The organism is Sorangium sp. So ce726, from assembly GCF_051521405.1.
Classification (GTDB): Bacteria; Myxococcota_A; Polyangia; order Polyangiales; family Polyangiaceae; genus Sorangium.
This window is the reverse complement of the sequence record NZ_CP150349.1, coordinates 2301328-2327509: the sequence shown is the minus strand read 5'-3', so window position 1 is coordinate 2327509 and position 26182 is coordinate 2301328. Positions and strand designations below refer to the sequence as shown.

Genomic DNA, 26182 nt, shown 5'->3' with positions numbered 1-26182 from the left:
GCGCGGAGGGCCGACGGGTCTCGGGGACTTCGCTCATCGATCTACCGAGGTCCGCCCTCGATCCAGCGACGCGCGACATCGATCTTCCGCTGTCGCGCGCCGGCAACTGGCAGCGGCACGTTGATCGTTACTTGCTGGCGAGAAGCATGCTCGGAAGCAGCTTGTACGCCTCGATCAGGCCTGACATAGGCCCTCCGGTAGGTCCCGCCGGCTGCGCAGGCTTACCGTTGCGCTCACGCGGCCGGAACGACGGGAGCCCTGCTCCTCCGAGCTCAACACCGCTCAGGGAGCGTAGGGATCCTTCTTCTTCGCCTGGTCCCGCAGGCAGTTCGTCCGCATGAACCCTGTCTTGCCGGCGCACGGATCCGCGGGTTGCCGCCGGACCGCAGGTGGCTGCGCAGGCCGCGACGATGCGGGCGCAGCCTGCGCCGATGCGGGCGCAGCCTGCGCCGGAGGCTGGATCTTGGGCTGCGCTGCAACGACCGACCGCGCCGCTGCAGGCGCTGCAGCAGGTGGCGACGCCGCGACCACCGACGCCACCGCCGGCGGATTCGGCGCCTCCACCGCCGGCTGACTCTGCGCCGCCAACGCCGGCTCCACGGCTGCCGGCCCGGCGTCCGGCGCGCTGTTCGCCCCGCCGGCATCCACCGGCTCATCCACCCTGGGCGGCTCAGCTGCCGCCGAAGCCTGCGGCGCAGCCGTCGCCGAGGGCGGCGGCTCCGGCGGCCTTGCCGCGCTCGCGGCGCTCTCGATCCCGGCCTCCGGCATCGCCTCGAGCCCGGCTGCGTTCTCCGTGGGCGCTGGTGAGCGCAACACGACGAAGAGCGCTGCGCCCACCAGGCCAGCCGCGCCGGCGGCGAGCGCCACCACAGCCGGGACTGGAAGGCGCTTCCAGCCTCCCTGCCGCCGCGGCGTCGTCCGCGGCTCCTGCAGAGGCACCGGCGTCGCACGCGCTGCCCAGGGTGACGGCTGCACACCTCGGCCTCCCGGCACGAGCGGAGCGCTCGTCGATTTCCCCGGCTCGCCGTGGCCCCACGCTGGTGAGGCGCCCAGCGCCGCCTCGGCGCTCGCCATGGCCTCCGGATCGAGCCTCTGGGTCAGCTCGGCGTTCCACGCCGCCGCCGGCGCCCCACTCGCCATCGGCGACACCGGCGCCCCGCTCGCCATCGGCGACACCGGCGCCCCGCTCGCCATCGGCGACACCGGCGCCCCTGCCGGCGGCGCCCCGCTCGCCATCGGCATCGGCGACACCGGCACCCCTGACTGCGGCGCCCCGCTCGCCATCGGCATCGGCGACACCGGCACCCCTGACTGCAGCGCCCCGCTCGCCATCGGCGACACCGGCACCCCTGACTGCGGCGCCCCGCTCGCCATCGGCGACACCGGCACCCCTGACTGCGCCGCGCCAGGAGATGCGGGCGCCGCCATGGCCGCCCTCTGCCCGCCGCCCGCACCGCCCACTCCCCCGACGGCGAAGCCCGCCCTCGCCCCCGCGGCCGTGTACCCCTCGAGGAGGTCCGCCACCTCCGCCGCCGACCCGATCCGCTCGTCGCGGTGGCGCGCCATGCACCGCGCCACGAGCTCCACGAGCCCCGGGTCTACCCGCCGCACGTACCGGGAGATCTTCGGTATCTCGCCCGTCAAGATGCCGGTGAAGACCGCCCTCGCGTCCCCCTGGAACGGGCGCATGCCCGTCAGCATCTCGAACAGCACAACGCCGAGCGACCAGATATCGGCCCGGTGGTCGACGTTCGGCTCGGCCCTCACCTGCTCCGGGCTCATGTAGAGCGGCGATCCCACCGCGCCGCCCGTCGCCGTGCGGATGCCGTCATTCACGGAGAGGTTCTTCGCGACCCCGAAATCGAGCACCTTCACCACCGGCTCGTCCGCGTCGGCCTCGCGGTGCAGGAAGATGTTCGCCGGCTTCAGATCGCGGTGGACGATGTGCAGCGCGTGCACCGCCGCGAGCCCCCTCGCCACGTCTCGCCCGATCGACGCCGCCACGTCCGCGTCGAGCCGCCGCCTGCGCACGAGCAGCTCCGCGAGCGTCTCCCCGGTGAGCAGCTGCATCACCAGGAAGGGCTCGCCGAACTCGGTCTCCCCCATGTCATACATGTCGATGACGTTGCGGTGTCGCAGCGCCCCGCCATTGCGCCCTTCGCGCTGAAGCCGCCGGCGTAGCTCGGCATCCGGGCGGTGAATCAGCTTCAACGCCACCTCGCGCGACGTCGACAGGTTGAGCGCCGCCCACACGACGCCCATGGATCCCTCTCCCAACCGCCGCACCAGCTTGTATTTCTCGGCGATCAGCAGGCCGGCAGCGATCTGCGTGAAGGAGGTGGACATCGAGCTCAGCAGGGTGGGTCGAGGCGCATCGCCGCGACGGGCGAGGTCGCTTTACCTAGCGCAAACGAGAGGGCGACGCGGAAGGTAGCACGCTCTCCGCCGGGGTCCCTCGGGCGCTCCACCTCACCGCGCCGCAAGAGATACCCCGCGGCCATGCCGATCCCCAGGAGGAGCGCCGCCGCGACCACGGACATCGCGATCCACACGACGGGCGAGCGGGCGGGCACAGGAGGAGGCTTCTTTGGCTCGCGGAGCGGATCGAGCGGCACCGTGCCGCCGAGCGACAGCGCCTGCCCGAGGGGAGCGGCCGGACGCGCCAGCGACGCGCTGGCCGCTGATCGATAGGCGACCGCCTGCTCCGGTGACAGCTTGATCGTCCCGTGGTCCCCCAGCAGAGGATGGCTCGCAATCCGCTCCCGATGCCCCGCTGTCGCCGTGCCCCCACCCACCGCCGGCTGCGCCGGCCACGGTACCACCGCCGGCTGCGCCGGCGCCGCAATCGCACCTCGCGGCCCTGAGACCGGCGTGATCGGGTGTCCCTGCGGGGCCTGCAGATAGGCCATGGACGCCGGGAGCGGCGTCCCGGTCGCCGGCGTCGGCGACCGCCCAGGAGCGGCCCCACCCCACGACCCTCGCCCGAGGTGCTGCGGGATCTCGTACCGCAGGTCCGGCGCCGAGGGCACGCGCGGCGGCGCCGACGGCGTGACGAACGGTTCGAGCGCCGCCGCGACCTCGGCCGCCGAGCGCGGTCGCTTCTCGCGATCGCGCTGGAGACACTGCGTCACCAGGGCATCGAGGCCGGGATCGATCTGCCAGACGGACTGGGACACCGCCGGGATGTCGCCCTGAAGCACGTTTCTCAGGAGCTCATGCGCCTTGCCCTGGATCGGCCGCCTGCTCGTGAGCATCTCGAACATCACAACGCCAAGCGCCCAGAGGTCCGCGCGAGTGTCGATATCGCTCTGCGCCCGCACCTGCTCCGGGCTCATGTACGCCGGCGAGCCGACGAGGATGCCTGTCGCGGTCCTCACCTGTTGAGGACCCGCGAGGAACTTGCTCACGCCGAAGTCGAGTATCTTGACGATGGCATCGCTCTCGCCAGGCTCGGTGTGAAGAAAGATGTTGGACGGCTTCAGGTCGCGGTGGATGATGCCCCGCTCGTGCGCGGCGGAGAGGCCGCGCGCGATGTCCCGAGCGATGCGCGAGGCATCGTGGATCTCCAGCTTGCGCTTGCGCTTGAGCAAGGACGAGAGCGTCTCGCCGGAGAGCAGGGGCATGACGAGGAACGGGTCCCCGCTCTCCGTCTCGGCAGCATCGTAGATATCGACGATGTTCCGGTGGCTCACGGCGCCGCAAGCGCGCGCCTCCCGCAGCAGCCGGACGCGGAGCTCCGGGTCGGGCCGCACCAGCAGCTTGAGCGCGACCTCCCGAGAGGTAGCCTCGTTGTGCGCTGCCCAGACGACGCCCATCGCCCCTTCGCCGATCCGTCGAAGGAGGCGGTATTTGCCGCAAATGAGCGCACCTGGCGGCGGCGCGGCAGGAGCCGAAGGGGACTGCATGGGGTGGTCTCGCTGGAGGACGGACGTAGCAGCAGGTCGACGGTGCTTGGAAAGAAGTGTCGCAGGTGAGGCAGCGCACCGTCAAGAACCGTCAAGAAAAGCTGCTGGCCGGGCTCGCAGCGCGCGAAGCCAGCTCCGATACTTCCAGTGTGGCCACGCGCTCAGCGCGACATGATCGTCGCTGCCTCGTCGCTGCCCAGGAATCGCGGCGCGACCGTGGTGTCATCTCAAGAGGGGCTGACCGAGCCGCGGAGAGGTCGAGTCTATTTCTTGAGCTTCGCCTCGCACTGCTTCTTCGCCAAGAACCTGAGATGAGCGCACGAGGTTGCGGATGGAGCAGCCTTCACGGGCTGCGATGTCGCGGGAGGCGCCCCGAGCATCGAGCTGCCCGGCTTCGCGCCGCTCGCCGTCCCCGGCGCCGACGCACCCGCTCCGCCGCCTGGCGCCGACGCACCCGCTCCGCCGCCTGGCGCCGCCACGCCCGCTCCGCCGCCTGGCGCCGACGCGCCCGCTCCGCCGCCTGGCGCCGACGCGCCCGCTCCGCCGCCTGGCGCCGACGCGCCGGCTGCGCTGCTCGCCGGAAGGGCGCTCGGCGCCGATGGCACGGGCGGCGCCAACGCCGAGGAGCCCGGCGGCGCCTCCGCGGATGGCGCCGCGGGCTCCTGCGCCGCGGGCTCCTCGTTCCGTGGCGGCGCTCCCCCGCGCTCCGGCGCGGCGCCCCTGTCTTCTCCGGCGCGGTCCAACGACGGCATCGCGCTCCCGGACAGTTCCGGCGCGGCCGACGATGTCTCCGGCGACCTCAGCGAGATGAGCATCCCCACGACGATCAGCGACAGCGCAGCAGCCACGATCGCGAGCGTTGCGGCCGTACGCCTGCGCCTCGGTTCGTCGCCGTGCGGGGCCCGCTCCTGAGCGTCCTGGGCCTGGTGCACCCCGATCTGATGGACCGACGGGTGGTTCGAGACGAGCGGGGTCGTCGACGAGCTTCCCGCCTGGCGCGGCGCGCCCGTTGCCGTTGTCGCGCCCGGCCTGGAGTCCGAGGCGCTCGCGCCGGCTTCCGGGCCGAGCCTCGCGGCCGGTGCCGAGTTCCAGCTCGACGGCGCGGCGATGCCTCCGGGCGGCAGCGCACCAGCAGGGCCGAGGCCACCCGGTCCCGCCCCTGCCTCGGGCATCGGCGGCGCATTCATGCGCACCGTCATCGCCCAGGAGCCCTGCTGCGGCGCCGCCACGGGCGCAGGCTGCACCGGAGCGGAATGCGCCGCGCTCGCCTGGGATGGCTCCGGCGCTGCAAACGCGGCCACCGACGACGACGTCCGCGGCGCAGCGGCGGCAGGCCCCGCCGCCGGATAGGCTCCCGACCCGGCGCGCGGCCCCGCGGGCCCGGGCCCCGCGGGCCCGGCCGCATCCGCGTTCTGCCGCGTGAGGGGCAAGGTCGCCACGTCCTCTTCCCGCAGCGCGCGCACCACGGCCGCCGCGGCCGGGTGCTGGCCCGAGCTGCCCGGACGCCGAGGAACCGCGCCCGCCGCATGGCCGGCACCCGACGCTGGCCCACCCTCCGCCACGCGGCTCATGCCCGACGCTGGCCCCGCAGCCACCTGCCCCGGCCCCAGCGACGGCGACCTGTGCGCCTCAGGCGACTCCTGCAGCGGGAGCGGGGCCCGCGGCCCCCCACCGAGCAGCGCCAGCGGCAGTGCTCCCGCGCCCACCTCGACGCTCCCCGACCGGTTCACCACCGACCCGGGTTGCGCCATCGACGCAGGCTGCGCCGCAAACGCCGACCCGGGTTGCGCCATCGACGCAGGCTGCGCCGCAAACGCCGACCCGGGTTGCGCCACCGACGCAGGCTGCGCCGCAAACGCCGACCCGGGTTGCGCCACCGACGCAGGCTGCACCGCAAGCGCCGGCCCAGGTTGCGCCACCGACCCAGGTTGCGCCGCCAGCGCCACCGTGCCGCCTTGCGAATCCTGCCAGCCGGCGTCCACGTCCTCGTCCGGGGGCGCCACCCGCGCCTCCGGCGACGACTGCCGCAGCGCCACGTCCCTGCCCGGGCCCACGCCGCGCTCCGCGTACCGATCGAGCAGCGCCGCGACCTCCGCCGCAGCGCTGATCCGCTCCGCGCGATCCCTGCGCATGCAGCGGGCGATCAGGTCGACGAGCCCCTGGTCCACCCGCCTCAGGTACTTGGACACGGTGGGGATCTCGCCCGTCAAGATCCCCATGAACACCGCCTGTGCGTCCCCCTGGAACGGGCGCATGCCCGTCAGCATCTCGAACAACACAACGCCGAGCGCCCAGATGTCGGCCCGGTGATCGACGTTCGGCTCGGCCCTCACCTGCTCCGGGCTCATGTAGAGCGGCGACCCGACCGCGCCGCCCTGCACCGTGTGCAGGCCGTCGTTGACCGAGAGGTTCTTGGCGACCCCGAAATCGAGCACCTTCACCACCGGCTCGTCCATGTCCGGCTCGCGGTGCAGGAAGATGTTCGCCGGCTTCAGATCGCGGTGGATGATGTGCATCGCGTGCGCCGCCGCGAGCCCCCTCGCCACGTCTCGCCCGATCGACGCCGCCACGGGTGGGTCGAGCCGGCGCCGCCGCGCGAGCAGATCGGCCACGGTCTCCCCCGTGAGCAGCTGCATCACCAGGAACGGCTCCCCGGCCTCGGTCTCCCCCATGTCGTAGATGTCGATGACGTTCCGGTGCCGCAGCGCCCCGCAGTTGCGCGCCTCGCGCTGCAGCCGCAGCCGGAACTCGGTCTCCGGCCTATGGATCAGCTTCAGCGCCACCTCACGGGCCGTCGCCACGTTCACCGCCGCCCAGACAACGCCCATCGCCCCCTCGCCGATCTGGCGCAGGAGCCGGTACTTCTTGTCGATCAGCACACCGGACGCGAGCAATGTCGAGCTCTTCGGCGAGGGCATCATCGGCTTTCCGGAAGCGCGGCACGCCCCGCCATCACGGAGCGCACACGGACGGCCGCGACCAGCAGAGCGAGGCGAGCAGCGGCGCCCCCACGACGCTCCCACCGCCCAGCGCTCGCGCCGCGCGATCCGTCATCCACCTGCGCCCGTGCGACGTGACATCCGGTCCCCAGGTCCACGGGACAGCCTCCTGTGCGGGGCATCCTACAGCAGTTCTCCCTGGCGCGATACGTTCCCTGCGGCGACCAACGCACGAAGAAGACCGACGAGGAAAGAGGGAGAAGCCCGATTCGCTCCCGCCAGGACTGGACCCACGCTCGTCGCCAAACCCGACGAATCACTCGTGGAGGAAAGCGAGGCGCACATGAGCGACACAACCATCATGAAGGTCTCCTCCGGCCGCTCTCCGACAGGCCAGATGGGGCAAAAATACCTGGCCTCCGGGATCCAGGTCTCGATGCGGCTCTGGGAACGCGAGCCGCCAGGCGACGCCAAACAGTCGACCGTGCGGGATTACGAGACCGTAGGGTTCGTCATCGCTGGACGGGCCGAGCTGCTCATCGAGGGGCAGATGGTGCGCCTCGAGCCGGGCGACTCCTGGACGGTCCCCAAGGGGGCGTCGCATTCCTACAAGATCATCGAACCGTTCACCGCCGTGGAGGCGACGAGCCCGCCCGCCGGCGTCCACGGGCGAGATGAGACCAGGGCGACGCCCTCTGGCAAGACCTGAGACCACGACGCGGGGCTCTCGCCCCCTGGAAGCCCGAGCTCACCCGGACCTAAGGCATCCCCTTAAATTCTCCGGAAAATTCACAGGGAGGCGGGGAGACGGGGAGGGAAATCTTCAAGATACTCCCCGTCTCCCCGCCTCCCTGTTCAATTTCCCCGCTGACAAAGGGCTGCAAAATAAGGGGAGTCCTTGGCACCCGGACCTCAAAGCGCGGCGCCGGCCCCAGCCGCGGGCTTCTCCTTGTCCTGCGCCCCCTTGGCGCGCCCCGCCGGCTGCTGCTCGGCGGCGCCACGCCCCGCCGGCTTCTTGTCGTTCGCTCCGCCCGCCGCCGGCTTCTTCTCGCCCTCGGCGGCCTTCTTCTCGCCCTCGGCGGCCTTCTTCTCGCCCTCGGCGGCCTTCTTCTCGCCCTCGGCGGCCTTCTTCTCCTCCAGCCTCGCTCCGGCCAGGTCGCCCGCGCCCGCCGCCCCCACGCCGCCGGGCTTCCCCTCGCCCGCGCCCGCCTCGGCGTTCGCCCCCTCGGCCCGCGCCGGCTTCCCCACGCCCGCGCTGGCGGCCACGACAGCGCCTGCCGGCTTGCCGCTCCCGTCCTTGGCGACGGCCGCGCTGCGGCCGTCCTCCCCTGCGCTCGCGCGCGCCGCCTCGACGGGCGCCACGGGCGTCACCAGCACCGCCGGCTTGACCGGCTCGGCCGCCGCCTTGTCGCCGTCGTCCACGGCGCCCGCGGCCGAAGCCGACGCCACACGGACCTCGTCCTCGCGCGGCTCGACCGGCGCCGGGTCGTCCGGCCGCGAGGTCGGCACGTACACCACCAGCCGATCCCCTGGCATCAGCGGGCTCCGCCTCGAGCGCTGGTTGATCCGCTCCAGGCTGCCGACGCTCAGGCCGTACCGGCTCGCGATCTTGCTGAACGAATCGCCCTCTCGCACCGCGATCTCGATGCGCTTCCGCCCCTTCAGCCCCTCGAAGTGCGCGAAGAACTCCTCCGAGCCGACCTCCATGACGCGCGCGTCGCCCTCGTCGAGCAAGAACACGCCGTCGTGGCGCTGCGACCTCGGGACGAACAGCTGGAGCGTCATCCCCTCATGGAGCGACGCCCCTGGCGCCAGCGTGTTCCAGCGGCAGATCTCGTCGGGCGTCACCGAGAGCACCGCCGCCAGATCCCGCAGCGCATCGCCCGCGACCACCCGATAGAACACCCGCCGGCGCCCCTCGTAGGAGAAGCGCTGCGCCGGGACCACCACGACCGGCTTCCCCTCCGACGACAGCGGCGCGCCGCTCGCGAGCAGGTGCTCGGCCGCCGCCACCCCGACGCCCTCCGCCGCCGGGACGAACAGCAGCGCCCCAGGACGCACCGGCTCGCCAGCCCGCAGGCCGTTCAACGTCTGCAGCGTCCACCGCGTCGTCCGCCGGAACGTCGCGATGTCGTCGAGCGACTCGCCCCAGCGGACCAGGTAGCGCTCGAGCTTCGGCTCGCGATCCAGGAGCCTCGGCATCGACTTCGCCGCGCGCGCCCCCGCACCCGCGGGCACCCGGACCTCCCAGCGCGCCTGCTCCTTCGCGTCCACCGGCGACGGCGGCGTGCGCTTCGCCACGAGCTGCGGGTTGAGCGCCTCGATCTCCTGCGCCTCCGCGCCCGACGCCGCCGCCACCGCCTGCAGCGACACCCCGGAGCCCAGCGAGATCTTGTCGAACGTCACCGCCGGATCGAGCTCCACGTCGTCGCACCCGAACACCGCCGGGTTCCGCGCCACGATCGCGATCGCGAGGATCTTCGGCACATAGAGCGCCGTCTCGAGCGGCATCCCCGCCTCGAGCCGCGACAGCTCCCAGAAGTCGTTCGTGTTGTACTTCCGGATCGACGCGAGCAGCCCCCCGTACCCCATGTTGTACGCCGCGAACGCGAGCTCCCAGCCGCCGAAACGCCGCCGGAGATCCGTGAGGTACCGCGCCGCCGCCAGGGTGGATCGTTCTGGATCCAGGCGCTCGTCGACCCAGCGGTCGACGGTGAGGCCATAGATGCGCGCGCCCTCCGGCATGAACTGCCAGAGGCCGGCCGCGCCTGCCGGGGACTGGATGGTCGGGTCGAAGCCGCTCTCGACGAGCGAGAGCCAGAGGAGATCCTCCGGGAGCCCCTGCTCGCGGAGGACGCGGCGGATGGCGGCGCCGTAGCGGCCGCTCTTCTTGATCCACGTGACCACGGCGGAGCGGCCACGCGGGTCGTCCTTGTAGTACTCGAGGTAGCGCACCACCCGGCCGTCCCAGCGAACCGGGATCTCGGGCAGATCGAGCTGACGCAGCCAGGAGATGTCGCGGGTCTCCTCCGCTTCCGCCAGCGGGGCGGGCAGGCCCGCAGGCGGCAGGCCGGAGACCTCGAGGCGCGGCTCGCCCGCGCCGAGCAGGAGCGTGCCGTCGACCGGCCACGCGGGCCCGGCGCTCGGGGCCGCCCCGGGAAACAGCGCCAGATCGATCGCGCGCAGCGTGCGGAGCTCGGGCGACTCGCCGGTGCTCGCCCCCGCCGGCGTCGCTGTGCCCGCGATGACCCGCCGCGCCGCCTCGTCCGGCACGCCGGGCTCCCCCGCCTTGCGCGTGATCTTCGCCGCGCCCTTCTTCGAAGGCTTCGATCGCGCAGCGGCCTTCGCCGGCGCCTTGGCCGCGCTCTTCGCGCCGCCCTTCCCGCCAGACACGGCCGCCACCCTGACCGGCGCCGGCTTCTCCGCCTTGCCCTCGGCCGACCCATCCTTCTTCGCGTCGACCTTCGCCGGCTCGACCTTCGCGGGCTCAGCCTTTGCGGGCTCAGCTTTCGCCGCACCTGCCTTCGCGGGCTCCGCCTTCGCCGCGTCGACCTTCGTCGCACCGGCCGCAGGCGCCGCTACCTCCGAAGGAGGCGCCGCAAGGCCGTCGAAAGCCACGCCCGAGAGGGCGGCCAACCAGCCAAGACATACAAGCCTGCGTGCGGCGCGTCGGATCCGCATGTCAGGGACCGACCTGTCTCACGATGCGCCCGAGGGGTCAACTTTGGCAGCCCACCGGAACCCAGCCCACCGTGGAGCGCCGATCCCCTGGATCAACCGAGAAATGAACCGCCAAGCGCGCCAAGGACGCCAAGATTTTGTGATCCTTCTTGGCGTCCTTGGCGCGCTTGGCGGTTCGAAATTCTGCCCTACGCAGGAGGTTTCAATCCGTCTGTTGCTCTAGGAGAGAAGCGCGATGAAGTCGCCGATCGCAGTGAAGGGCAGGCTCTCGTTCACGACCCCGGCCCGCACCGCAGCCCCGGGCATGCCGTAGACCACCGCCGAGTCCTCGCTCTCGGCCACGACCGTGCCCCCGGCCGCGCGGACCGCCCGTGCGCCGTTCACCCCGTCGTCGCCCATCCCCGTCAGGATGATGCCCACCGCGCGGCTGCCGCCCACCTGCGCCACGCTCCGGAACAGCCGGTCCGCGCTCGGAACGTACCGATCCCCAGGCGCCGGTGCCCCCACCCGGATCCGGATGTCGCCGCTCAACCCGACCCCGCTGCCCGGCGTCACCGCGATCTCCATACACATCCGACCCGGGCACACATAGGCCTTGCGGGCCACCACCTGCTCGCCGTTCTGCGCCTCGACCACCCGGAGGCCGCCCTTCCGATCGAGCCGCTCCGCGAACGTGCGGGTGAACTTGTCCGGCATGTGCTGCGCGATGAAGATCGCGCCGGGGAAGCGATCCGGGATCCGGTTGAAGATCTCGAGGAGCGCCGTGGGCCCGCCCGTCGACGAGCCGACCGCCACGAGGTGGCGCAGCGAGACGCCGAGCCGCGACGACTCCTGCACCGCGCGCGGCGATGCAGGCTGCGCCGCCCGCGCCGGGGCCGGCGCAGCCGGCATCGGAGACCGGGGACGGAGGTAACGCACCAGCAGGACCTTCTGGATGATCTCCCGCCGGATCTGCGCGTCCGCCGTGAACTGCCGGTCCGGCTTCGCCACGAAGTCGACGGCGCCCAGCTCGAGCGCCTTGAAGACGTTCTCCTTGTGGCTGTAGCTCGAGACGATGATGACAGGCGTCGGCTGCCTCGCCATCAGGATGCGGAGGAAGGTGAAGCCGTCCATGCGCGGCATCTCGAGATCCAGCGTGATCGCGTCCGGCCGGAGCTGCGCGGCCTGACGGAGCGCGTCGTCGCCGTCACCGGCCTTGCCCACGACCTCGATCTCGTCGCTTCCGCTCAAGATCTCGGCGATGTTGCGCCGGTTGTACGCGGAGTCGTCCACGACGAGCACGCGCAGGGGAGCGAATGTCATGAGCGCAAAACCTTCCGCCGGAGGTTCATTCTACCCCACCCGGAGCGCCATGGGACCAACCGTCGCCTGCGCAGCCTCGACTTCGTCGGCGCCTCATCCGCCCTCCTCCCCGCCGCCCCGCTCCGGACCGCCCCGATCGGGCGAGATCTCCGGGATCCCCAGACGCAGCGTGGCCGCCGGCTTGCGGTACACGAGATCCTCCCGCAGGTGCACGAGCTCGAACGCGGTCGTGACGTTCAGGAGCGACTCGGAGTGGCCCAGCAGGAGGAACCCGCCGGACGAGAGGCGCTCGTAGAAGATGTCGATCACGCGGCGCCGCGACTCCTCGTCCAGATAGATGAGGACGTTGCGGCAAAAGATGACGTCCACGCGCCCGACCACCGCGGCGCGTGACGAGTCGAGCAGGTTCAGGTGGCCGAACTGACAGAGCGCCCGCAGCTCGTCCGCCACGTGGAACCCGTCCGGGCGCTCCACGAAGTAGCGCCGCTTGAGGTCAGGCGGCGTCACGCGGAACGACGAGGCGCCGTACACGCCCCTGCGCGCCGCGATCACACAGCGGCGGGAGATGTCGCTGCCGAAGATGCGGACCTCGCGGCGCTCCGCGGCGCCCGACTCCCGCGCGGCGATCGCGATCGAGTAGACCTCCTCGCCGGTCGAGCAGCCCGCGCTCCAGATGGACAGCCGGCCCTTGGCGCCCCCCGCCTTGACGATCATGGGCACGAGCTCGCTCATGAGCGCCCGCAGCTGGTAGTCCTCGCGAAAGAAATACGTCTCGTTGACGGTGATGAGCTCGAGCGCCTCGTCGAGCTCGACGCGCCCGCGGCTGTGGAAGCGCAGGTACTCGTAGTACTGCGCGAACGACGAGAGCCCGAGCTCGACCACCCGCTCGCGCAGCCGGCGCTCCATCGACGTGCGCGCCTCGGGCCCGAACTGGAGCCCGCAGTGCTTGTTGAACAGGTCACGCAGCCTCTGGAACTCGTCAGGCAAGAGGCGGATCTCGTCGTCCCGCCGCCGGTTCACAGCACCTTCCCCGACGGCGGCCCGCCGGCCATCCCCGAGGGGGACGCCGGGCCTTCACCGCCGTCGATGGCCACAGGCGCGCTCAGCCGCTCCGCGGCGTCGCTCCAGGGAGGATCCGAACGGAACGGCGCGCCCCCCTGCGCCGCGGCCGCGATGAGATCGGGCTCCCCCGACGCGCGCACCAGCCCGAGCAGCTCGCGCGCGCGCGCCCGCTCGTCGCTCGCGCGATCCGAGAGCGACGCGTACAGGCGGCCCAGCGAGCGCGCCGCGGCGAGCCGGACCTCCCGCTCCTCGTCGGCCAGGGAGAGGCTCAGCACGTCGAGCGCAGAGACGCCCGCCGCCGCCGCGATCGCGGTCACGGCCGCCCGGCGCGCGCGCACGTCCCCCACCGACGCGACGCTCGTGAGGAACGCGATCTCCTCCGGCTCCGCGTCGCCGAGCGCCTCGATCACGATCGCCGCCGCGAGCTGGGTGTCCTCCGCCAGCGCGAGCCCGCGCGCGAGCTCGCGCGCCGTCTCGGGGTAGCGCTCCGTGAGCCCCGCGAGCGCGCTCTCCGCGGCGCGCGCCACCGGCAGCGAGATCGCGCGCGTCTGCGACACGACGAGCGGGAAGTCGATCGCGGCCCCGATCTTCGCGAGCCCGTAGAGCGCGCTGGTCGCCACGAGCGTCGAGGGGCTCCGGACCGATCGCCGCACCGCGCCGAGCAGCTCGGCGAGCGTCGCGAGGGCGGCGGGCTGCTCGCCCTCCAGCGCGCTCTCGCGCCCGCCCTGCTCCGCGATCGCCACGGCGCCATCGAGGAGCGCAGCGGTCGCGTCGTCGACGCCCTCCCAGAGATCCGGGTCGGGATCGATGTGGCGCTCGAGGTAGGACAGCACCGAGGGCAGCGCCTCTGCGCCGAGCAGCCCCAGCGCGCGCTGCGCCGTCTCGACGAGCGCGGGCTCGATCATGGCCTGCACCGCGGCGTCGGCCGCGCCCGGGGCGCGCGCCATCGCCGCGAGCAGCAGCGCCTGGGCGCGCCCGCTCACCGGATCCGCGCCGAGGCCGCGCCACGACGGGGGCTCCGCGCCGCCCGAGCCCGGCGCGGCGCCGGCGGCCTGGACGAGGCGGGCGCCCACCTCGGGCGGCGCCTCCCGGAGCGCGTCCACCGCGTGCGACGCGAGCGGCCCCTCGGCGAGCCGCGCGAGCGCCCGGACGAGCTGCGCGAACGCGCCGCCCCGCGCCGTCGCGAGCGCCGCGCAGAGCGCCCGCGGCGCCTCCGGGCTCTCCGCGAGCGCCGCGGCGACCAGCGCGGCCGGCCGGAGGATCGGGTCGTCGATGAGCGACGAGAGCACCCGCCACGGCACCGGCGCCTCGAGCCCGTTCAGCCCGTTCAGCGAGGTCAGCCGCACGAAGCGATCCCGGTCGGCGAGCCGCTCGTACAGGATGTCCGTCACCCGCTCGCGCGCGATGAGCCCCATCCCGGCGATCGCCTCGATCGCGCTCTGGCGCAGGTTGTCGTCCTGCTCGGCGAGCGCCGCGTAGAGCGGGTCGAGCGCCGCCGGGTCGCGCGTGCGGCCGAGCGCGTCGACGACGAGCTTGCGCTCGTCCCCCGCGAGCGCGCCGAGCGCGTCGACGAGCGCCGGCGTGGCGTCGCGGCCGCAGTAGCCGAGCACCTCGATGGCCGCGTTCCTGAGGCCGACGTCCTCGCTCTTCTGAAGCGCGTCGAGGAGCGCCGCGACGAGGAGCTGCGGGGCGGACGGCCGATCGCCCTCCGTGCCGGCGCCGGGTGAGGCCGGCCGCTCCCCCTCGGCGGCCAGCTGCGCCGGCGCGGAGACCGGCGCGGCCTGGATCAGCCGGTGGCAGGCGTAGGTCGCCTCCTTGCGGACGCGCCAGTCGGGATCCCCGAGCGCGCGGAGCAGGAGCGGCAACGCCTCGACGACGTCGGCCCTGCCGAGCCGCGCGGCCGCCTGGCGGCGCTCCTCGGCGTCGTCCGCGGAGAGCGCCGCGGCGATGGCCGCGATCGGCATCGGCGTGCTCCGCACGCTGGGCGAGATGGACTCAGGCTCGGCCGGCCAGGAGCCCGCGTCGCCCGCGCGCGGGCCCTCGAACGGACCCAGATCGTCAAACGCGCGGCTCACGGGGCCTCCAGGAGGGCGCCCGACGCGGCGAGCGCGAGGGCGAGCTCGATGAAGCGCCCGACGTCGAGCACGAAGATCATCCGTTCGTCGTGGGTCGTCACCCCCATGATGCCGCGCAGATCGCTGCTGCCGCCCACCGGCGGCGTCGGCCGGTAATCGCCGCTCGTCCCAAAGACCTCCGTCACCGCGTCGACCACGAGCCCTACCGTGTGCGTCCCCACGTCGACAAGGATCCACTTGGTGCTGCGGGTCGGATCGACCGGGGGCAGACCGAAGCGCACGCGGAGCTCGATGACCGGTACCACCTCACCGCGGTGGTTTGCCACGCCGGCGACCTCGGGGGGCGTGTGCGGCAGCGTGGTCACTTCGAGCGGATTCACGATTTCGCGGACCCGCGTGATGTCGATCGCGTAGTGGACGTCGCCGACCACAAAGCCGACGAGGCTTTTCTGCGGGTCGGGACGGCTGCGCTCTCCAGTCAACGGCATCTGAGCCTCCGAGCGCCCGGGCTCTACGAGCCGCCCGGGCGCGGACGAATCGTCCGTTAGGACGCGAGTATGGCCTGCAGGTCGAGCAGGATGATGACGCGCGGCTGCGCCTCGCCCTGGGTGCCATCCGACGCGCTCGCCCCGTGCATGGGCCGGGCGATGCCGGCGATGTAGCCCGCCACGTCCCCCCCGAGCGCCGTCGCGGCGTGCTCGATCTCGGCGTCGGCGAGCCGGTAGACCTGCTGGACCTCGTCGACGAAGAGGCCGAGCGTCTCGCCGTTCGCCGCGTCGACGAGCAGGATGCGCGCCCGCCGCTGCGCGGCGCTCTCGTGGAGCCGCATCCGCCGCCGCAGATCGATGACGGTGACGAGCTGCCCGCGCACGCTGACGATGCCCATCGTCGAGTCCGGCGCGCGCGGCACCGGGGTGAGCGGGGGCGGCTTCAGGATCTCGCGCACGAGCGAGACGGGCGCGGCGTAGGTGTCGCCCGCGAGCGTGAACGCGAGGTACTCGGTCCGCGGGCCGCTCGCCTGCGCGCGCGAGTTCCGCTTCGAGACCGGTATCCGGGCGGGCCTTCGGGTGAGGTTAGCCATGGGTGCTCCGCGGATCGTTGCGCTGCCGGTCCCCGCCGTGGAGGATCTCCTCGATGAGCGCCGGCGCGTCGAGGACGAGCGCGATGCGCTGATCGCCGAGCTCGGTGGCGCCGGAGAAGCCGCGCACCGAGGAGAGCGACGGGCCGAGCGCCTTGATCACGACGTCCTGCTGCCCGATGAGCGTGCTCACGACGAGGCCCAGCCTGCGCGCGCCGACCGACGCCACGACGATGTACTTGCGCTTGCTGCCCCCCTGGAGCCCGAGCGTCGCGCGGCCGCCGTCGCCCCGGCGCCCGCCGGACACCGCGGCCCGCGCCGCCGAGCCGCCGCGCGCGCCGCCGAGCAGGCCGGCGATGCGCGCGCTGAGCTCCTCCTCCTCGTTCAGGCCGAAGAGCCGCGCCAGGTAGCAGAGCTGGAGCGTGCTGTTGCGCAGCGTGATCATCTCGCGGCCGTCGATCTGCCGCACCGTGGTCTCGTCGAGCGCGACCGCCTCCTGCACGTTGGTCAGCGGGATGGCGAACAGCCGGTCCGCGACCCGGACGATGAGCGCGCTGATGATCGCGAGCGTGATCGGCAGCGTGACCGTCATCTTGGTGCCGATGCCGGGCTCGCTGTGCACGTCGATGACGCCGCCGAGCTTGCTGATGTTCGTCTTCACGACGTCCATCCCGACGCCGCGCCCCGAGAGCTCGCTGACGTCGGTCTTGGTCGAGATGCCCGGCTGGAAGATGAGGTTCAGCACCTCGCGGTAGCTCGTCGTCCGCGCGTCCTCCGGCGTCATGACGCCGCGGCGCAGCGCGGCGTCGAGCAGCTTGTCGACGTCGATGCCCTTGCCGTCGTCCTCGATCTCGATGACGACGTGGTTGCCCTTCTGGAAGGCGTTCAGCGCGATCGTGCCGACCGCCGGCTTGCCCACCGCCTCGCGCATGCTCTTCGACTCGATGCCGTGGTCGATGGCGTTGCGCATCATGTGCATGAGCGGGTCGCTGAGCTCCTCGACGATGAGCTTGTCGACCTCGGTCTCGGCGCCCGTGATGACGAGGTTCACGAGCTTGTCGGCGTCGCGGCTGATCTGGCGGACGACGCGCGCGAGCTTGTCGAAGACCTGCCCGAGCGGGACCATCCGGACCTCGAGGATGCCCGCCTGCATCTGGGCGAGGTGCCGGTCGAACGTGCGCTGGAGCCTGTGGAGGTCCATCGAGAGCTCGCGCTCGGTGGGCGCCGCGCGGAGCCGCTCGACGAGGCGGCCGAGCGCGGAGCGGACGAGGGCGAGCTCGCCGACGATGTTCATCAGCCGGTCGAGCTTGTGGATGTCGACCCGCACCGTCTGCGCGACGGAGCGGATGGAGCTGAGCTCCCCCTTGCGGTTGCCGCGCGCGCTCGACGGCGGGCTCGCCGCCGACATCGAGCCGGTCAGGTCGACGGCCCGCGACACGCCGGTCGGCGCGCCGCCCCGGAGCGCCGCGGACATCGACGGCATGCCCGGCGGGGCGACCCGGCCGTGGCCGTTGTTGTTGCGCCGCGGGATCTCCTCGACGGCGGCGCCGGCCTGGTGCAGCGCGCGCTGGAGCTCCTCGAGCGGCGCGCGCGAGGCCATCAGGATGTCGAGCTCGATCGAGTCCTGGTCCGCGCCCGCGCCGGTCGGCAGGTAGGTGATGATCTCGCCGTACGGCTTCGCGGTGATCTTCAGGTCGTCGAGGGCCTGATCGATCGTGGCGAGGTGGAACTGCACGCGGAGCCGGAACAGGGTCATCCCGCTCGCGATGTTCGTGCGCAGCCGGTGCTCTTCGTACTCGGTGAGCACGGAGAGCAGCCCTGGATCGAGGTCGTAGTTGTCGTCGGGGAGGCCGGCCGCGCTCGGGCCTGCGTCCTGGTGCAGCTGGCGCAGGAGGTCGTCGACCTCGGGCATCGGCGCGTCGCGGCCGTCCTTCTCGTTCTGAAGGATGCGCCCGTAGAGCTCGACGCTGCGGAACAGGAGGTCGAGGACCGACGCGCTGACCTCGATGCGCCCGAGGCGGAGGTTGTCGAGCAGCTCCTCGAGCTCGTGCGAGAGGGTGGCCATCCGGGTCGCGCCGAAGAGCCCGGCGAGCCCCTTCAAGGTGTGCACGGCGCGGAAGACGTCGTTGATGACGTCGGGGTCGACCTTGTTGGTCCGCACCGCCTCGTCGAGCGCGAGGAGGTCGCGCCCGAGCCCCTCGACGATCTCCTGCGCTTCCGAGAAGAACTCTTCGCGCGCCCGATCGCCGCTGTCGACCATCAGCCGCCGCCTCCCTCGCCGGAGCCGGGCTGCTTGGTGCGGGCCGCGGGCTCCTCCGCGCGCGGGGCCTCTGCGCGCGGAGAGGGAGCGGCTGCGCGATGATCGTCGACGCCGGCGGCGCCGTCAGCGGACGAAGCGCCGGCCTGCGGCGCCTCGGCCCGCGCGTCGAGGCTCGCGACCACGGCGTCGCGCAGGGCCTCTGGCGTGAACGGCTTCGGGAGGAAGCGGTCGGCGCCGAGGCGGAGCCCGCGCTGGATGTCTCGTTCGGTCGCCTGCGTGGAGATGATGAGGATCGCGACGTGCCGGTAGCGGTCGCTCTGCCGGACGAAGCGGATCACCTCGAGCCCGTTGATGTCGGGCATGTTGATGTCGGTGATCACGAGGTCGAACGCGCCGCGCGGCAGGAGCCGGAGCGCGTCGAAGCCGTTCACGGCCTCCACGATGTCGACGTCGCCCGCGAGCCCCAGCACGCGGTCCTCCAGCGTCGAGCGGATGTACGCTCGCATTGCCGGCGAGTCCTCGACGATCAGGATGCGTGCCATGCGGCGACAGGGTAACGGAAATCGGCCCGGGGAGACCAACTCGCTGAGCGCCCGGAGACGACGCGCGCGGTCTTCGGCGCGCGCGGGCCTATGTACGGCGGTCTCCCTCCCGGAGTAAACCAGCGCGAGCGCTTCCCTGCACGATCGGCGAGGCGACCGCGCGGGCGGCGCGTCTGGCGAGGCAGCGCGGGCGGCGCGGCCGGGCGGGACCACCGCGCGCGGCGCGGCCAGCGCCTCGGGGTGTGGGGTCCCGCCCTTCCCGCCGGCGCGGCCGTGCGGCCGTGCCCGCCCGGCGAGGCGGCTGCGGGGAGGGGCTGCCTGCGGCAGCGAATTGACATCGCGGCGTCCGATGCGCGCTAATCGCGCGCGTGAAAATCCTCCTTTGTTCTCCAGCGTTCCGGATCCTGCTCGCCGCCCTGTTCGCCCTGTCGAGCGTGGCGTGCGGCGGCGGGCTGCGGGTGACTCGGATCAACTCCGCCCAGAAGAAGCCGAACAACGTCTGGGTGTTCTTCAGCGTCGATGCCGGCGAGGACGAGCCAGTGGGCGGCCTCACGGCCGAGGACTTCGAGATCTACGAGGACGGCGAGATCGTCTCGAAGTTCGAGAGCAAGCAGACCATCCAGAACCCCGAGGTCGCGGCGGTCATGTACACGATGCTGCTCGTCGACATGAGCGGCAGCATCACGGAGTCGGGTCAGGCCGACGCCCTCGTCGACGCCGCGCAGTCGTTCAGCGATCGGGTGGGCAAGAGCCAGAAGGTCGGCGTCTACGCGTTCGACGGCGAGGTAAAAATCCATTCGGTGGTGCCGTTCACCGAGGCGCAGGGCTCGGTCGAGGGCGGGCTCGAGGGGCTCCGGAGCTACAAGCCGAAGGACACGTCGACGAACCTCCACGGCGGCGTGGTGGAGGGCATCCGGGAGCTCAAGAAGCAGCTCGACAAGGACCGGCGCCCCCTCAAGTTCGGCACGCTCGTCGTCTTCTCGGACGGCACCGATCGCGCGAACCGCGTGAGCCGGGAGGACATGCTGAACGAGCTCAAGAAGGAAGAGTACGAGAACTACCAGATCTTCGTCGTCGGCGTCGGCGCCGAGATCGAGAAGGCGCGCCTCGACGAGATCGGGCGCGACGGGACCGAGCTCGCGGCGGACCAGGCGAAGGTCAAGGAGTCGTTCGACAAGATCGCGGCGAAGATCGAGGCGCACATGAAGCGCTTCTACCTGCTCTCGTACTGCACGCCGGCGCGCGCGGGGGAGCACGAGGTGGAGATCAAGGCGATCCGGAAGGATCCGTCGGCCTCGGGGTCGCTCGCGTGGAAGTTCAACGCCGACGGGTTCGGGCCGCCGCCGGAGTGCGATCCCAACACCCCGCCGTCGTTCGAGCTGAAGGCGACCGTGCCTGCGGACGGCGACAGCGGCGGCGGAGCGGGCGGGAAGGCGAGCTTCAAGGCGAACGCCAACGTGAAGGTCGAGGCGAAGTGAGGTGCGCCGCGGCCGCTCGAGGCGGCCGCGACGCCGTTCCAGCGGCTCGCCGCGCCCTGCGGCGGGCCTGCTCCAGCCAGGCTCGAGCCTCCTCCCTCCCGTCGACGTTCACGCGTCGACGTTCACGTGTCGACGTTCACCCTCCTCGGCTCGGCGCCGGCGCTTCTGGCGGCGTGGCGCGCGCTGCCAGCAGGATGCGCCAGGCGGTGGCGCCGAGGAGGACGGCGCCGCCCACGGTCGACCAGATCCCAGGGCGCTCCCCGACGAGGAGGAGCGCCCAGACGGGGTTGAGCACCGGCTCCAGGAGCACCAGCAGCGAGGCCTCGACGGCCGGCGTGTCGCGCATGCCGCGGCTGAACAGGGCGGTCGCCACGCCGATCTGCACCGCGCCCAGGAACACGAGGAGCCCGAGGTCGACGAGCCCCGGGCGGGCCGCGCCGCCCAGGGCCATCGGCAGCGCGCCGAGCCACGCGAGGACGTTGCCCCAGACGAGCACCGCGGGGTTGTCGTCCGGAGCGGCGCGGAACCTCATGATGCACAGCGCGAACGCGAGCCCGGAGAGGAGCGCCAGGGCGTTGCCGAGGAGCTGCCCCGCCGAGAGCTGATCCAGAAAGAAGAGCGCGAGGCCCAGGATGAAGATCGGGGCCGCGACCATCTCGCCGCGCGAGGGCCGCTCGCCCAGCAGCCAGGGGCTGAGCAAGAGGACGTACACGGGCGAGGTGGACTGCAGGAAGATCGCGTTCGCCGCCGTCGTCAGCTTGGTGGCCTGCACGAACAGCACCATGACGGCGGCGTAGATCGCCGCGACGCCGAGCGTGCGCCACGAGGGGAGGCGGCGCGCGCTCGGCATGGCCAGGCCCAGCGCGAGCGCCGCGATGAGCGCGCGGGCCGAGGCGACCTGCCACCCATCGAGGGAGATCAGCTTGATGGCCGCCCCTCCGGTGGACCAGAGGACCGCTGCGGCGAGGATCATCAGTCGAGAGCGGAGCATGGGCGACGAGGGCGGCGAGCCTAGCCGAACGGTCGACGAGGCGCGCAGGGGCAGATTACGCTGCTCCGCGATGCCACCCCGCCGCCCCGAGCGCGCCGACCGCGACATCGATCCTCGCTCCTGCCGCTCGGAGGAACGCCCCTCGCACGAGTCACCGTCATCGCGCGGCGCCCGCCGCCGCGCGCGGCTCCTCTCGCTCGCCGTGGCGGCGCTCGTCTCGGCAGCCCGGCCCGCGCCGCTCTCGGCGCAGCCGAGCCCCGCCGAGCAGGCGAGCGAGGCCCTCTCCGTGGCCCACGAGCGCTGGAGAGCGGCCGTGGAGAGAGACGATCTGGCCGAGGGCGCCGCCCTCGCCGACAGGTACTTTGCGCTGCTGGAGGGCACCTCCGAGCTCGATAACGAGCTCGCCCATTTCTACCTCGGCTACGGCGACTACGCGCGCGCCGAGGCGCTGCTGGTGCGGGGGCTGACGCGCGAGCAGCCCTCCTTCAACGACGAAGGGATGCTCTATGCCCGGCTCGCCAACGTCTACCTGGACCTCGGCGACCTCCAGAGCGCCGAGGAGCTCCTGAAGCGAGCCCAGCCGCTCCTCCAGGGCTGGAGCGAGTTCTATGCCGTCGACTCGCTCGCGCGGCTGTACCTGGAGCAACGCGCGCTGCGCTCCTTCGCGGAGGCGCTCGACAGGATGCGCGCGATCCTCAGAGAGGCCACCGGCGGCTCGGGGTGGGCCTACGCGATCCCGGATCTGCGCGCCGCGCAGCTCTGCTTGCGGCGCGGGCAGGTCGAGGAGGCCGAGCGGCGCCTCCTCGCGCTGCGCCCGCAGCTCGAGCCCGCGCTCCCGGCGCAGAGCGCGGTGCGCGCCGATCTGCTGGAGGAGCTCGGCGTGCTCTTCACGCGCAAAGGCGATCCTGCGGCGGAGGCGCTGCTCCTCCAGGCGCTGGTGATCCGCGAGCGGGTCTTCGCGCCGGCTCACCCGGCCATCGTCCGCGTGCTGGGGCACCTCGCGAACCTGTACGTCGCGCTGGGCCGGACCGCCGACGCCGTGCGGACGCGCGAGCGGGCCGCCGGCCTCCAGGACCGGAGCGCCCGGGTCAACCTGGCGAGGGGCTCCGAGCGGCAAAAGCGCCTGTACATGGGCCTCGTCCAGCGCGACACCGACGCGACCCTCTCGCTGCACCTCCAGGGTGCCCCGCGCGACCAGGCCGCGGCGCGGCTCGCCCTGCGGTCGATCCTCCGGCGCAAGGGGCTCGCGCTCGACGCCATCGCCGAGAGCTTCGCGTCGCTGCGGCGCAACCTCGACGCCGAGGGCCGGGCGCTCCTCGACGCCCTCACGCAGCTCGACGCGAAGCTGTCCACCGCGATCACGCGCGGCCCGATCGACATCCCCGCCGAGGAGCACCAGCGCGAGGTGCAGCAGCTCGAGGCCGAGCGCCAGAGGCTCGAGTTCCAGCTCGCCGCGCGGACGCGCGCCGCGCGCCCGGCGGACGCGAAGGAGCCGCCGATCACCGTCGAGGGCGTGCAGGCGGCGATCCCCGACGGGGCGGCGCTCGTCGAGATCGCCCAGTACCGGCCCTACGATCCGTTCGGGCCGCCGGTGAGGCCCACGTGGGGCAAGCCTCGCTACGCGGCCTATGTCGTCGGGCGGCGCGGGGACGTCACGGGGGTGGATCTCGGCGACGCCGCCGCCATCGACGCGGCCGCCGCGGAGCTCTCGCGGGACCTCTCGAACCCGGAGCGAGACCCTCGGGAGCGCGCGCGTCACCTCGATGCGCTCGTGATGCAGCCGATCCGGGGCGCCCTCGGCCCCGCGCGCTGGCTCCTCCTCAGCCCGGACGGCGCGCTGAACCTCGTGCCGTTCGCCGCGCTCGTCGACGAGGAGGGCGGCTATCTCATCGAGCGCGCCTCGTTCACCTACCTGACCAGCGGGCGAGATCTGCTGCGCACCGCGGGCGCGGTCGCGCCACGTGGACGCGTGCTGGTCATCGCCGATCCCGCGTTCGGCAGCCTCTCGGAGCTCGCGCCGGACAACGACGCCACGCGCGGCTTGCGCTCCGCCGAGCTGGCCGGGGCGCGCTTCCCGCCCCTGCCGGGCACGGAGCGCGAGGCGGAGGCGGTGCGGAGCGCGCTGGCCAGCGCGACGGTCCTGACCGGCCCGTCGGCCACCGAGGAGGCCCTCAAGCGGGCGCAGCGGCCGCGTGTGCTGCACATCGCGACGCACGGCTTCTTCCTCCCGGACCAGGGCTCCGCGGCCGATCCGGCGAACACCCGCGGCGCCGAGATCGAGGGCCACGCCTGGAGCGAGAACCCGCTCCTGCGCTCGGGCCTGGCGCTGGCCGGAGCCAACGCGCGGCGGAGCAGCTCGGACGAGGACGACGGCATCCTGACCGCGCTCGAGATCTCCTCGCTGGACCTCCACGGAACCCAGCTCGTGGTGCTCTCGGCCTGCGAGACAGGCCTCGGCGAGGTGCCACGCGGCGACGGGGTCTACGGGCTCCGCCGCGCGCTGCTCCTCGCCGGGACGGAGACGCAGGTGATGAGCCTGTGGAAGGTCGGCGACATGGCGACCCGGGATCTCATGACGTCGTACTACGCGGCGCTCGCGCGCGGCGGAGGTCGCAGCGAGGCGCTGCGGTCGGCGCAGCTCCAGATCCGGCGTGAGCGCCCGCACCCGCACGCGTGGGCCGGCTTCATCACTTCCGGCGAGGGCGCCGCGCTCGACGGCAGGCAGGTCGCGCCGAGCTTCCCGCGTGCGGCGCCGGGCCCGCGCGGGTGCGCCTGCGCGGCCGGCGAGGAGGGCTCGAGCGCTCCGCCCGCGCTCACCGCGCTCGCCGCGGCGCTCGTCCTGGTCGCACGGAAGCGCTGGCCCCGCAGGCCTGGGAATTGGTAGACGTCGACGCCGGAGCCCACCCATCGCGGGCTCGTGGAGGTCTGCATGCGTCGATCGGCGATCGTTCTGGTGCTCCCCGTCCTGACCTGGATGCTCTCCGCCTGCGGAGGCGCGCAGGCGCCCGAGCAGCCCGCTGCCAAGGAAGGCGAGGCCGAGATCTGCCCCACGGGAGATCCCAGCGTGCAGCCCTGCCCCGAAGGCTGCGTGTGGGACGAGAAGGTCCAGAAGTGCAACAAGGACCGCGGCATCATCGTGCACTACAACCCGGGCGCGGTGGCCCCCAAGCCTGTGAAGTGATCATCCCTCGTCGAGCCACGCCGCCATCTCCGGCAGGAGGCCTCGCAGGAGGCGGATGACGCGCGGGCTCGCGCGCGCACCTCCCCGACGAGCCGCCGGCGCTCCGCCTCGATCCTCCCGAGGACTCTGTCGCGCTGATCGGCGCGCGTGCCGCCTGCGCCCGGAACCGTAGCGGGGCGCGCTGCGGTCGAGCTCGTGCCCTGAGCGGCCCCGGCGCCCGCCTGCGGGGCCCCCGCGGCCCTCCTACGCAGCCACTGCGACATCCTGTGCGGCTCCGGCGCCTTCCTGCGCGGCCCCCGCGGCCCTCCTGCGCACCCGCCTTGGTGTTCTATCGTACAATCTGACGACTCCTCTGCTGCCACGACGCCCTCCTGCGCACCCAAATTTGTGTCCTATCGTACAATCTCATGGCTCCTCTGCTGCCACGGTGCCCTGCTGCGCACCCCAACTCGTGTCCTATCGTACAATCGCACGACTCCTGCTCGGTGGGTGGCTGGAGCGAATGCGCGACGGTGATGTCAGAGGCAGACCAGCGCTGGGTGCGGCGCGTGGGATGACGGTTCGGGCTCGTCTTCCTATCGCACCACGCGCTTGGAGGATCGAAGCCGGCTGATCCTTGTCGGGATCGGTCTCGCATGCGCACAAGACGGGATGAGTGACAGGGGGCGCTCGAGATGACGCATTCTCCTCGGCACCTCGGCGACAACATCCCGAGCCAGACCAACGCCCGGAGGGCGCCGTGTGCCCGCGGCTCACCGATGCGCCCCTTGTCTCGCCCTCCGCCGCCCGGGGCCCGCTCTTTCGACCCATGAACGAGGCGCCACGACGCTCGCGGGCCCGCCATTTCGGTTTGCCGCGCCACACTTCCTCGCGCTGCGATCCTGCTGCTTTTACCTGCGCGCTCAAGCGGCCTTGACGGAGGCGACCCGTTGTTCTCTTCTTCTGCTGTGTCAGCGAGATCTTCCTCGAGAGTGCATATATGCAAGAACCGATGACCCGGGGCTCTCTGATACTCAATGCAGCAGCCTACTCGGACGTGCTGTGTGACGAGGCTGGGGTCCGCCGGGTTCGTCACGGGCTCTCTCAGGAGCTCAGGAGGGCGCTGGCCACCATGTCCAGCACGGCGTGGTACCCTCGCGCCTACTACGTCGAGGTGCTGCGCGGCATCGTCCAGGTCCACAACGAGCCATCGCAGAGCTATCTGGACGTCGTGAGGTGCGGCCGGACGGTCTTCGAGAAGGAAGCGAACACCTTGATGAAGCTGCTTCTCAGGGTGATGAACACTCGGCTCTTCCTCCGGAAGTTCCCCGACTTCTGGACGCAGGATATGGTCGGCGGGATGCTGCGGGTGGATTGCTCGCAGATCGAGCGGAACGAGGTGACGATGCTCGTGACCGATGTCGCAGGGTTCGAGCACCTCGGACCGCTGAGCCTCGGTTTCGCCGGCCGTGCGCTGGAGCAGGTGACCGGCAAGCAGGTCGATGCGTCCCAGACTGGCTGGTCGTTCGAGGAGCCAGACGCTGATGAGGTCACGTTGCGCTTCTCGTGGTGAGCGCGCCGATGCGCCGGTGTGAGCGAGCGGTGACTGCCAGGCTGAGGACGCGACAACCTCCCTGAGACATAGGGCATACCAGGTCGACGCCCAGCTGGTCGACCCACGGGACGCTCTCACGCGTCGCCCGCCTGAC

The 26182-nt window shown here is 72.4% G+C and carries 17 protein-coding genes; 5 read left to right on the top strand and 12 right to left on the bottom strand.

Features of this window, described 5'->3' with window-relative positions; all coding sequences use genetic code 11:
- Positions 1-282: 282 nt before the first annotated feature.
- The 3 genes from WME79_RS08815 to WME79_RS08805 all read right to left on the bottom strand — a co-directional run bounded on the left by WME79_RS08815 (position 283) and on the right by WME79_RS08805 (position 6826).
- Positions 283-2346, bottom strand: a complete 2064-nt coding sequence (locus tag WME79_RS08815; protein WP_437534174.1) for a protein kinase domain-containing protein — start codon at positions 2344-2346, stop codon at positions 283-285.
- 5 nt (positions 2347-2351) lie between these two features.
- Positions 2352-3905, bottom strand: a complete 1554-nt coding sequence (locus WME79_RS08810) for a protein kinase domain-containing protein (RefSeq protein WP_437534173.1) — start codon at positions 3903-3905, stop codon at positions 2352-2354.
- A gap of 263 nt (positions 3906-4168) precedes the next feature.
- Positions 4169-6826: a protein kinase domain-containing protein gene (locus WME79_RS08805; RefSeq protein ID WP_437534171.1), complete on the bottom strand. Its 2658-nt coding sequence runs from the start codon at positions 6824-6826 to the stop codon at positions 4169-4171.
- Between the two features lie 361 nt (positions 6827-7187).
- Between WME79_RS08805 and WME79_RS08800 the strand changes: the two genes are divergently transcribed.
- Complete coding sequence (locus WME79_RS08800; RefSeq protein ID WP_437534170.1) at positions 7188-7553, top strand: cupin domain-containing protein; 366 nt, start codon at positions 7188-7190, stop codon at positions 7551-7553.
- A 203-nt stretch (positions 7554-7756) separates the two neighbouring features.
- Here WME79_RS08800 and WME79_RS08795 read toward each other — a convergent pair whose 3' ends face one another.
- The 8 genes from WME79_RS08795 to WME79_RS08760 all read right to left on the bottom strand — a co-directional run bounded on the left by WME79_RS08795 (position 7757) and on the right by WME79_RS08760 (position 18844).
- Complete coding sequence (locus WME79_RS08795; protein WP_437534169.1) at positions 7757-10480, bottom strand: transglycosylase SLT domain-containing protein; 2724 nt, start codon at positions 10478-10480, stop codon at positions 7757-7759.
- Positions 10481-10744: 264 nt separating this feature from the next.
- Positions 10745-11827 carry a chemotaxis-specific protein-glutamate methyltransferase CheB gene (gene cheB, locus WME79_RS08790; protein WP_272101288.1) on the bottom strand — a complete coding sequence of 361 codons (1083 nt, stop codon included), beginning with the start codon at positions 11825-11827 and terminating at the stop codon, positions 10745-10747.
- A gap of 93 nt (positions 11828-11920) precedes the next feature.
- Complete coding sequence (locus WME79_RS08785; RefSeq protein WP_437534167.1) at positions 11921-12847, bottom strand: CheR family methyltransferase; 927 nt, start codon at positions 12845-12847, stop codon at positions 11921-11923.
- Complete coding sequence (locus WME79_RS08780) at positions 12844-14964, bottom strand: HEAT repeat domain-containing protein (protein ID WP_437534166.1); 2121 nt, start codon at positions 14962-14964, stop codon at positions 12844-12846. The genes WME79_RS08785 and WME79_RS08780 overlap by 4 nt, the downstream gene beginning before the upstream one ends.
- Positions 14961-15452 carry a chemotaxis protein CheW gene (locus tag WME79_RS08775; RefSeq protein WP_437534165.1) on the bottom strand — a complete coding sequence of 164 codons (492 nt, stop codon included), beginning with the start codon at positions 15450-15452 and terminating at the stop codon, positions 14961-14963. The genes WME79_RS08780 and WME79_RS08775 overlap by 4 nt, the downstream gene beginning before the upstream one ends.
- Before the next feature lie 56 nt (positions 15453-15508).
- On the bottom strand, positions 15509-16045 hold the full coding sequence (locus tag WME79_RS08770) for a chemotaxis protein CheW (RefSeq protein WP_012234230.1): 537 nt from the start codon (positions 16043-16045) through the stop codon (positions 15509-15511).
- Positions 16038-18302, bottom strand: a complete 2265-nt coding sequence (locus tag WME79_RS08765) for a chemotaxis protein CheA (protein ID WP_437534164.1) — start codon at positions 18300-18302, stop codon at positions 16038-16040. The genes WME79_RS08770 and WME79_RS08765 overlap by 8 nt, the downstream gene beginning before the upstream one ends.
- Positions 18302-18844: a response regulator gene (locus tag WME79_RS08760; RefSeq protein WP_437534163.1), complete on the bottom strand. Its 543-nt coding sequence runs from the start codon at positions 18842-18844 to the stop codon at positions 18302-18304. Before WME79_RS08760 ends, WME79_RS08765 begins: the two co-directional genes overlap by 1 nt.
- A gap of 368 nt (positions 18845-19212) precedes the next feature.
- On the opposite strand from WME79_RS08760, the gene WME79_RS08755 reads away from it, so the two are divergent.
- Positions 19213-20322, top strand: a complete 1110-nt coding sequence (locus WME79_RS08755) for a VWA domain-containing protein (protein WP_437534162.1) — start codon at positions 19213-19215, stop codon at positions 20320-20322.
- Positions 20323-20458: 136 nt separating this feature from the next.
- On the opposite strand, the gene WME79_RS08750 is transcribed toward WME79_RS08755, so the two are convergent.
- The gene (locus WME79_RS08750; protein ID WP_437534161.1) at positions 20459-21295 is read right to left on the bottom strand and encodes a DMT family transporter; all 837 of its coding nucleotides are present in this window, start codon (positions 21293-21295) and stop codon (positions 20459-20461) included.
- 88 nt (positions 21296-21383) lie between these two features.
- Between WME79_RS08750 and WME79_RS08745 the strand changes: the two genes are divergently transcribed.
- From WME79_RS08745 to WME79_RS08735, 3 genes are all read left to right on the top strand, one after another.
- Positions 21384-24197 carry a CHAT domain-containing protein gene (locus WME79_RS08745; protein WP_437534160.1) on the top strand — a complete coding sequence of 938 codons (2814 nt, stop codon included), beginning with the start codon at positions 21384-21386 and terminating at the stop codon, positions 24195-24197.
- A gap of 45 nt (positions 24198-24242) precedes the next feature.
- Positions 24243-24494, top strand: coding sequence for a hypothetical protein (locus WME79_RS08740; RefSeq protein WP_437534159.1), 252 nt, complete (start codon positions 24243-24245; stop codon positions 24492-24494).
- Positions 24495-25605: 1111 nt separating this feature from the next.
- Positions 25606-26046, top strand: a complete 441-nt coding sequence (locus tag WME79_RS08735; protein ID WP_437534158.1) for a hypothetical protein — start codon at positions 25606-25608, stop codon at positions 26044-26046.
- The last annotated feature ends 136 nt before the right edge of the window (positions 26047-26182 follow it).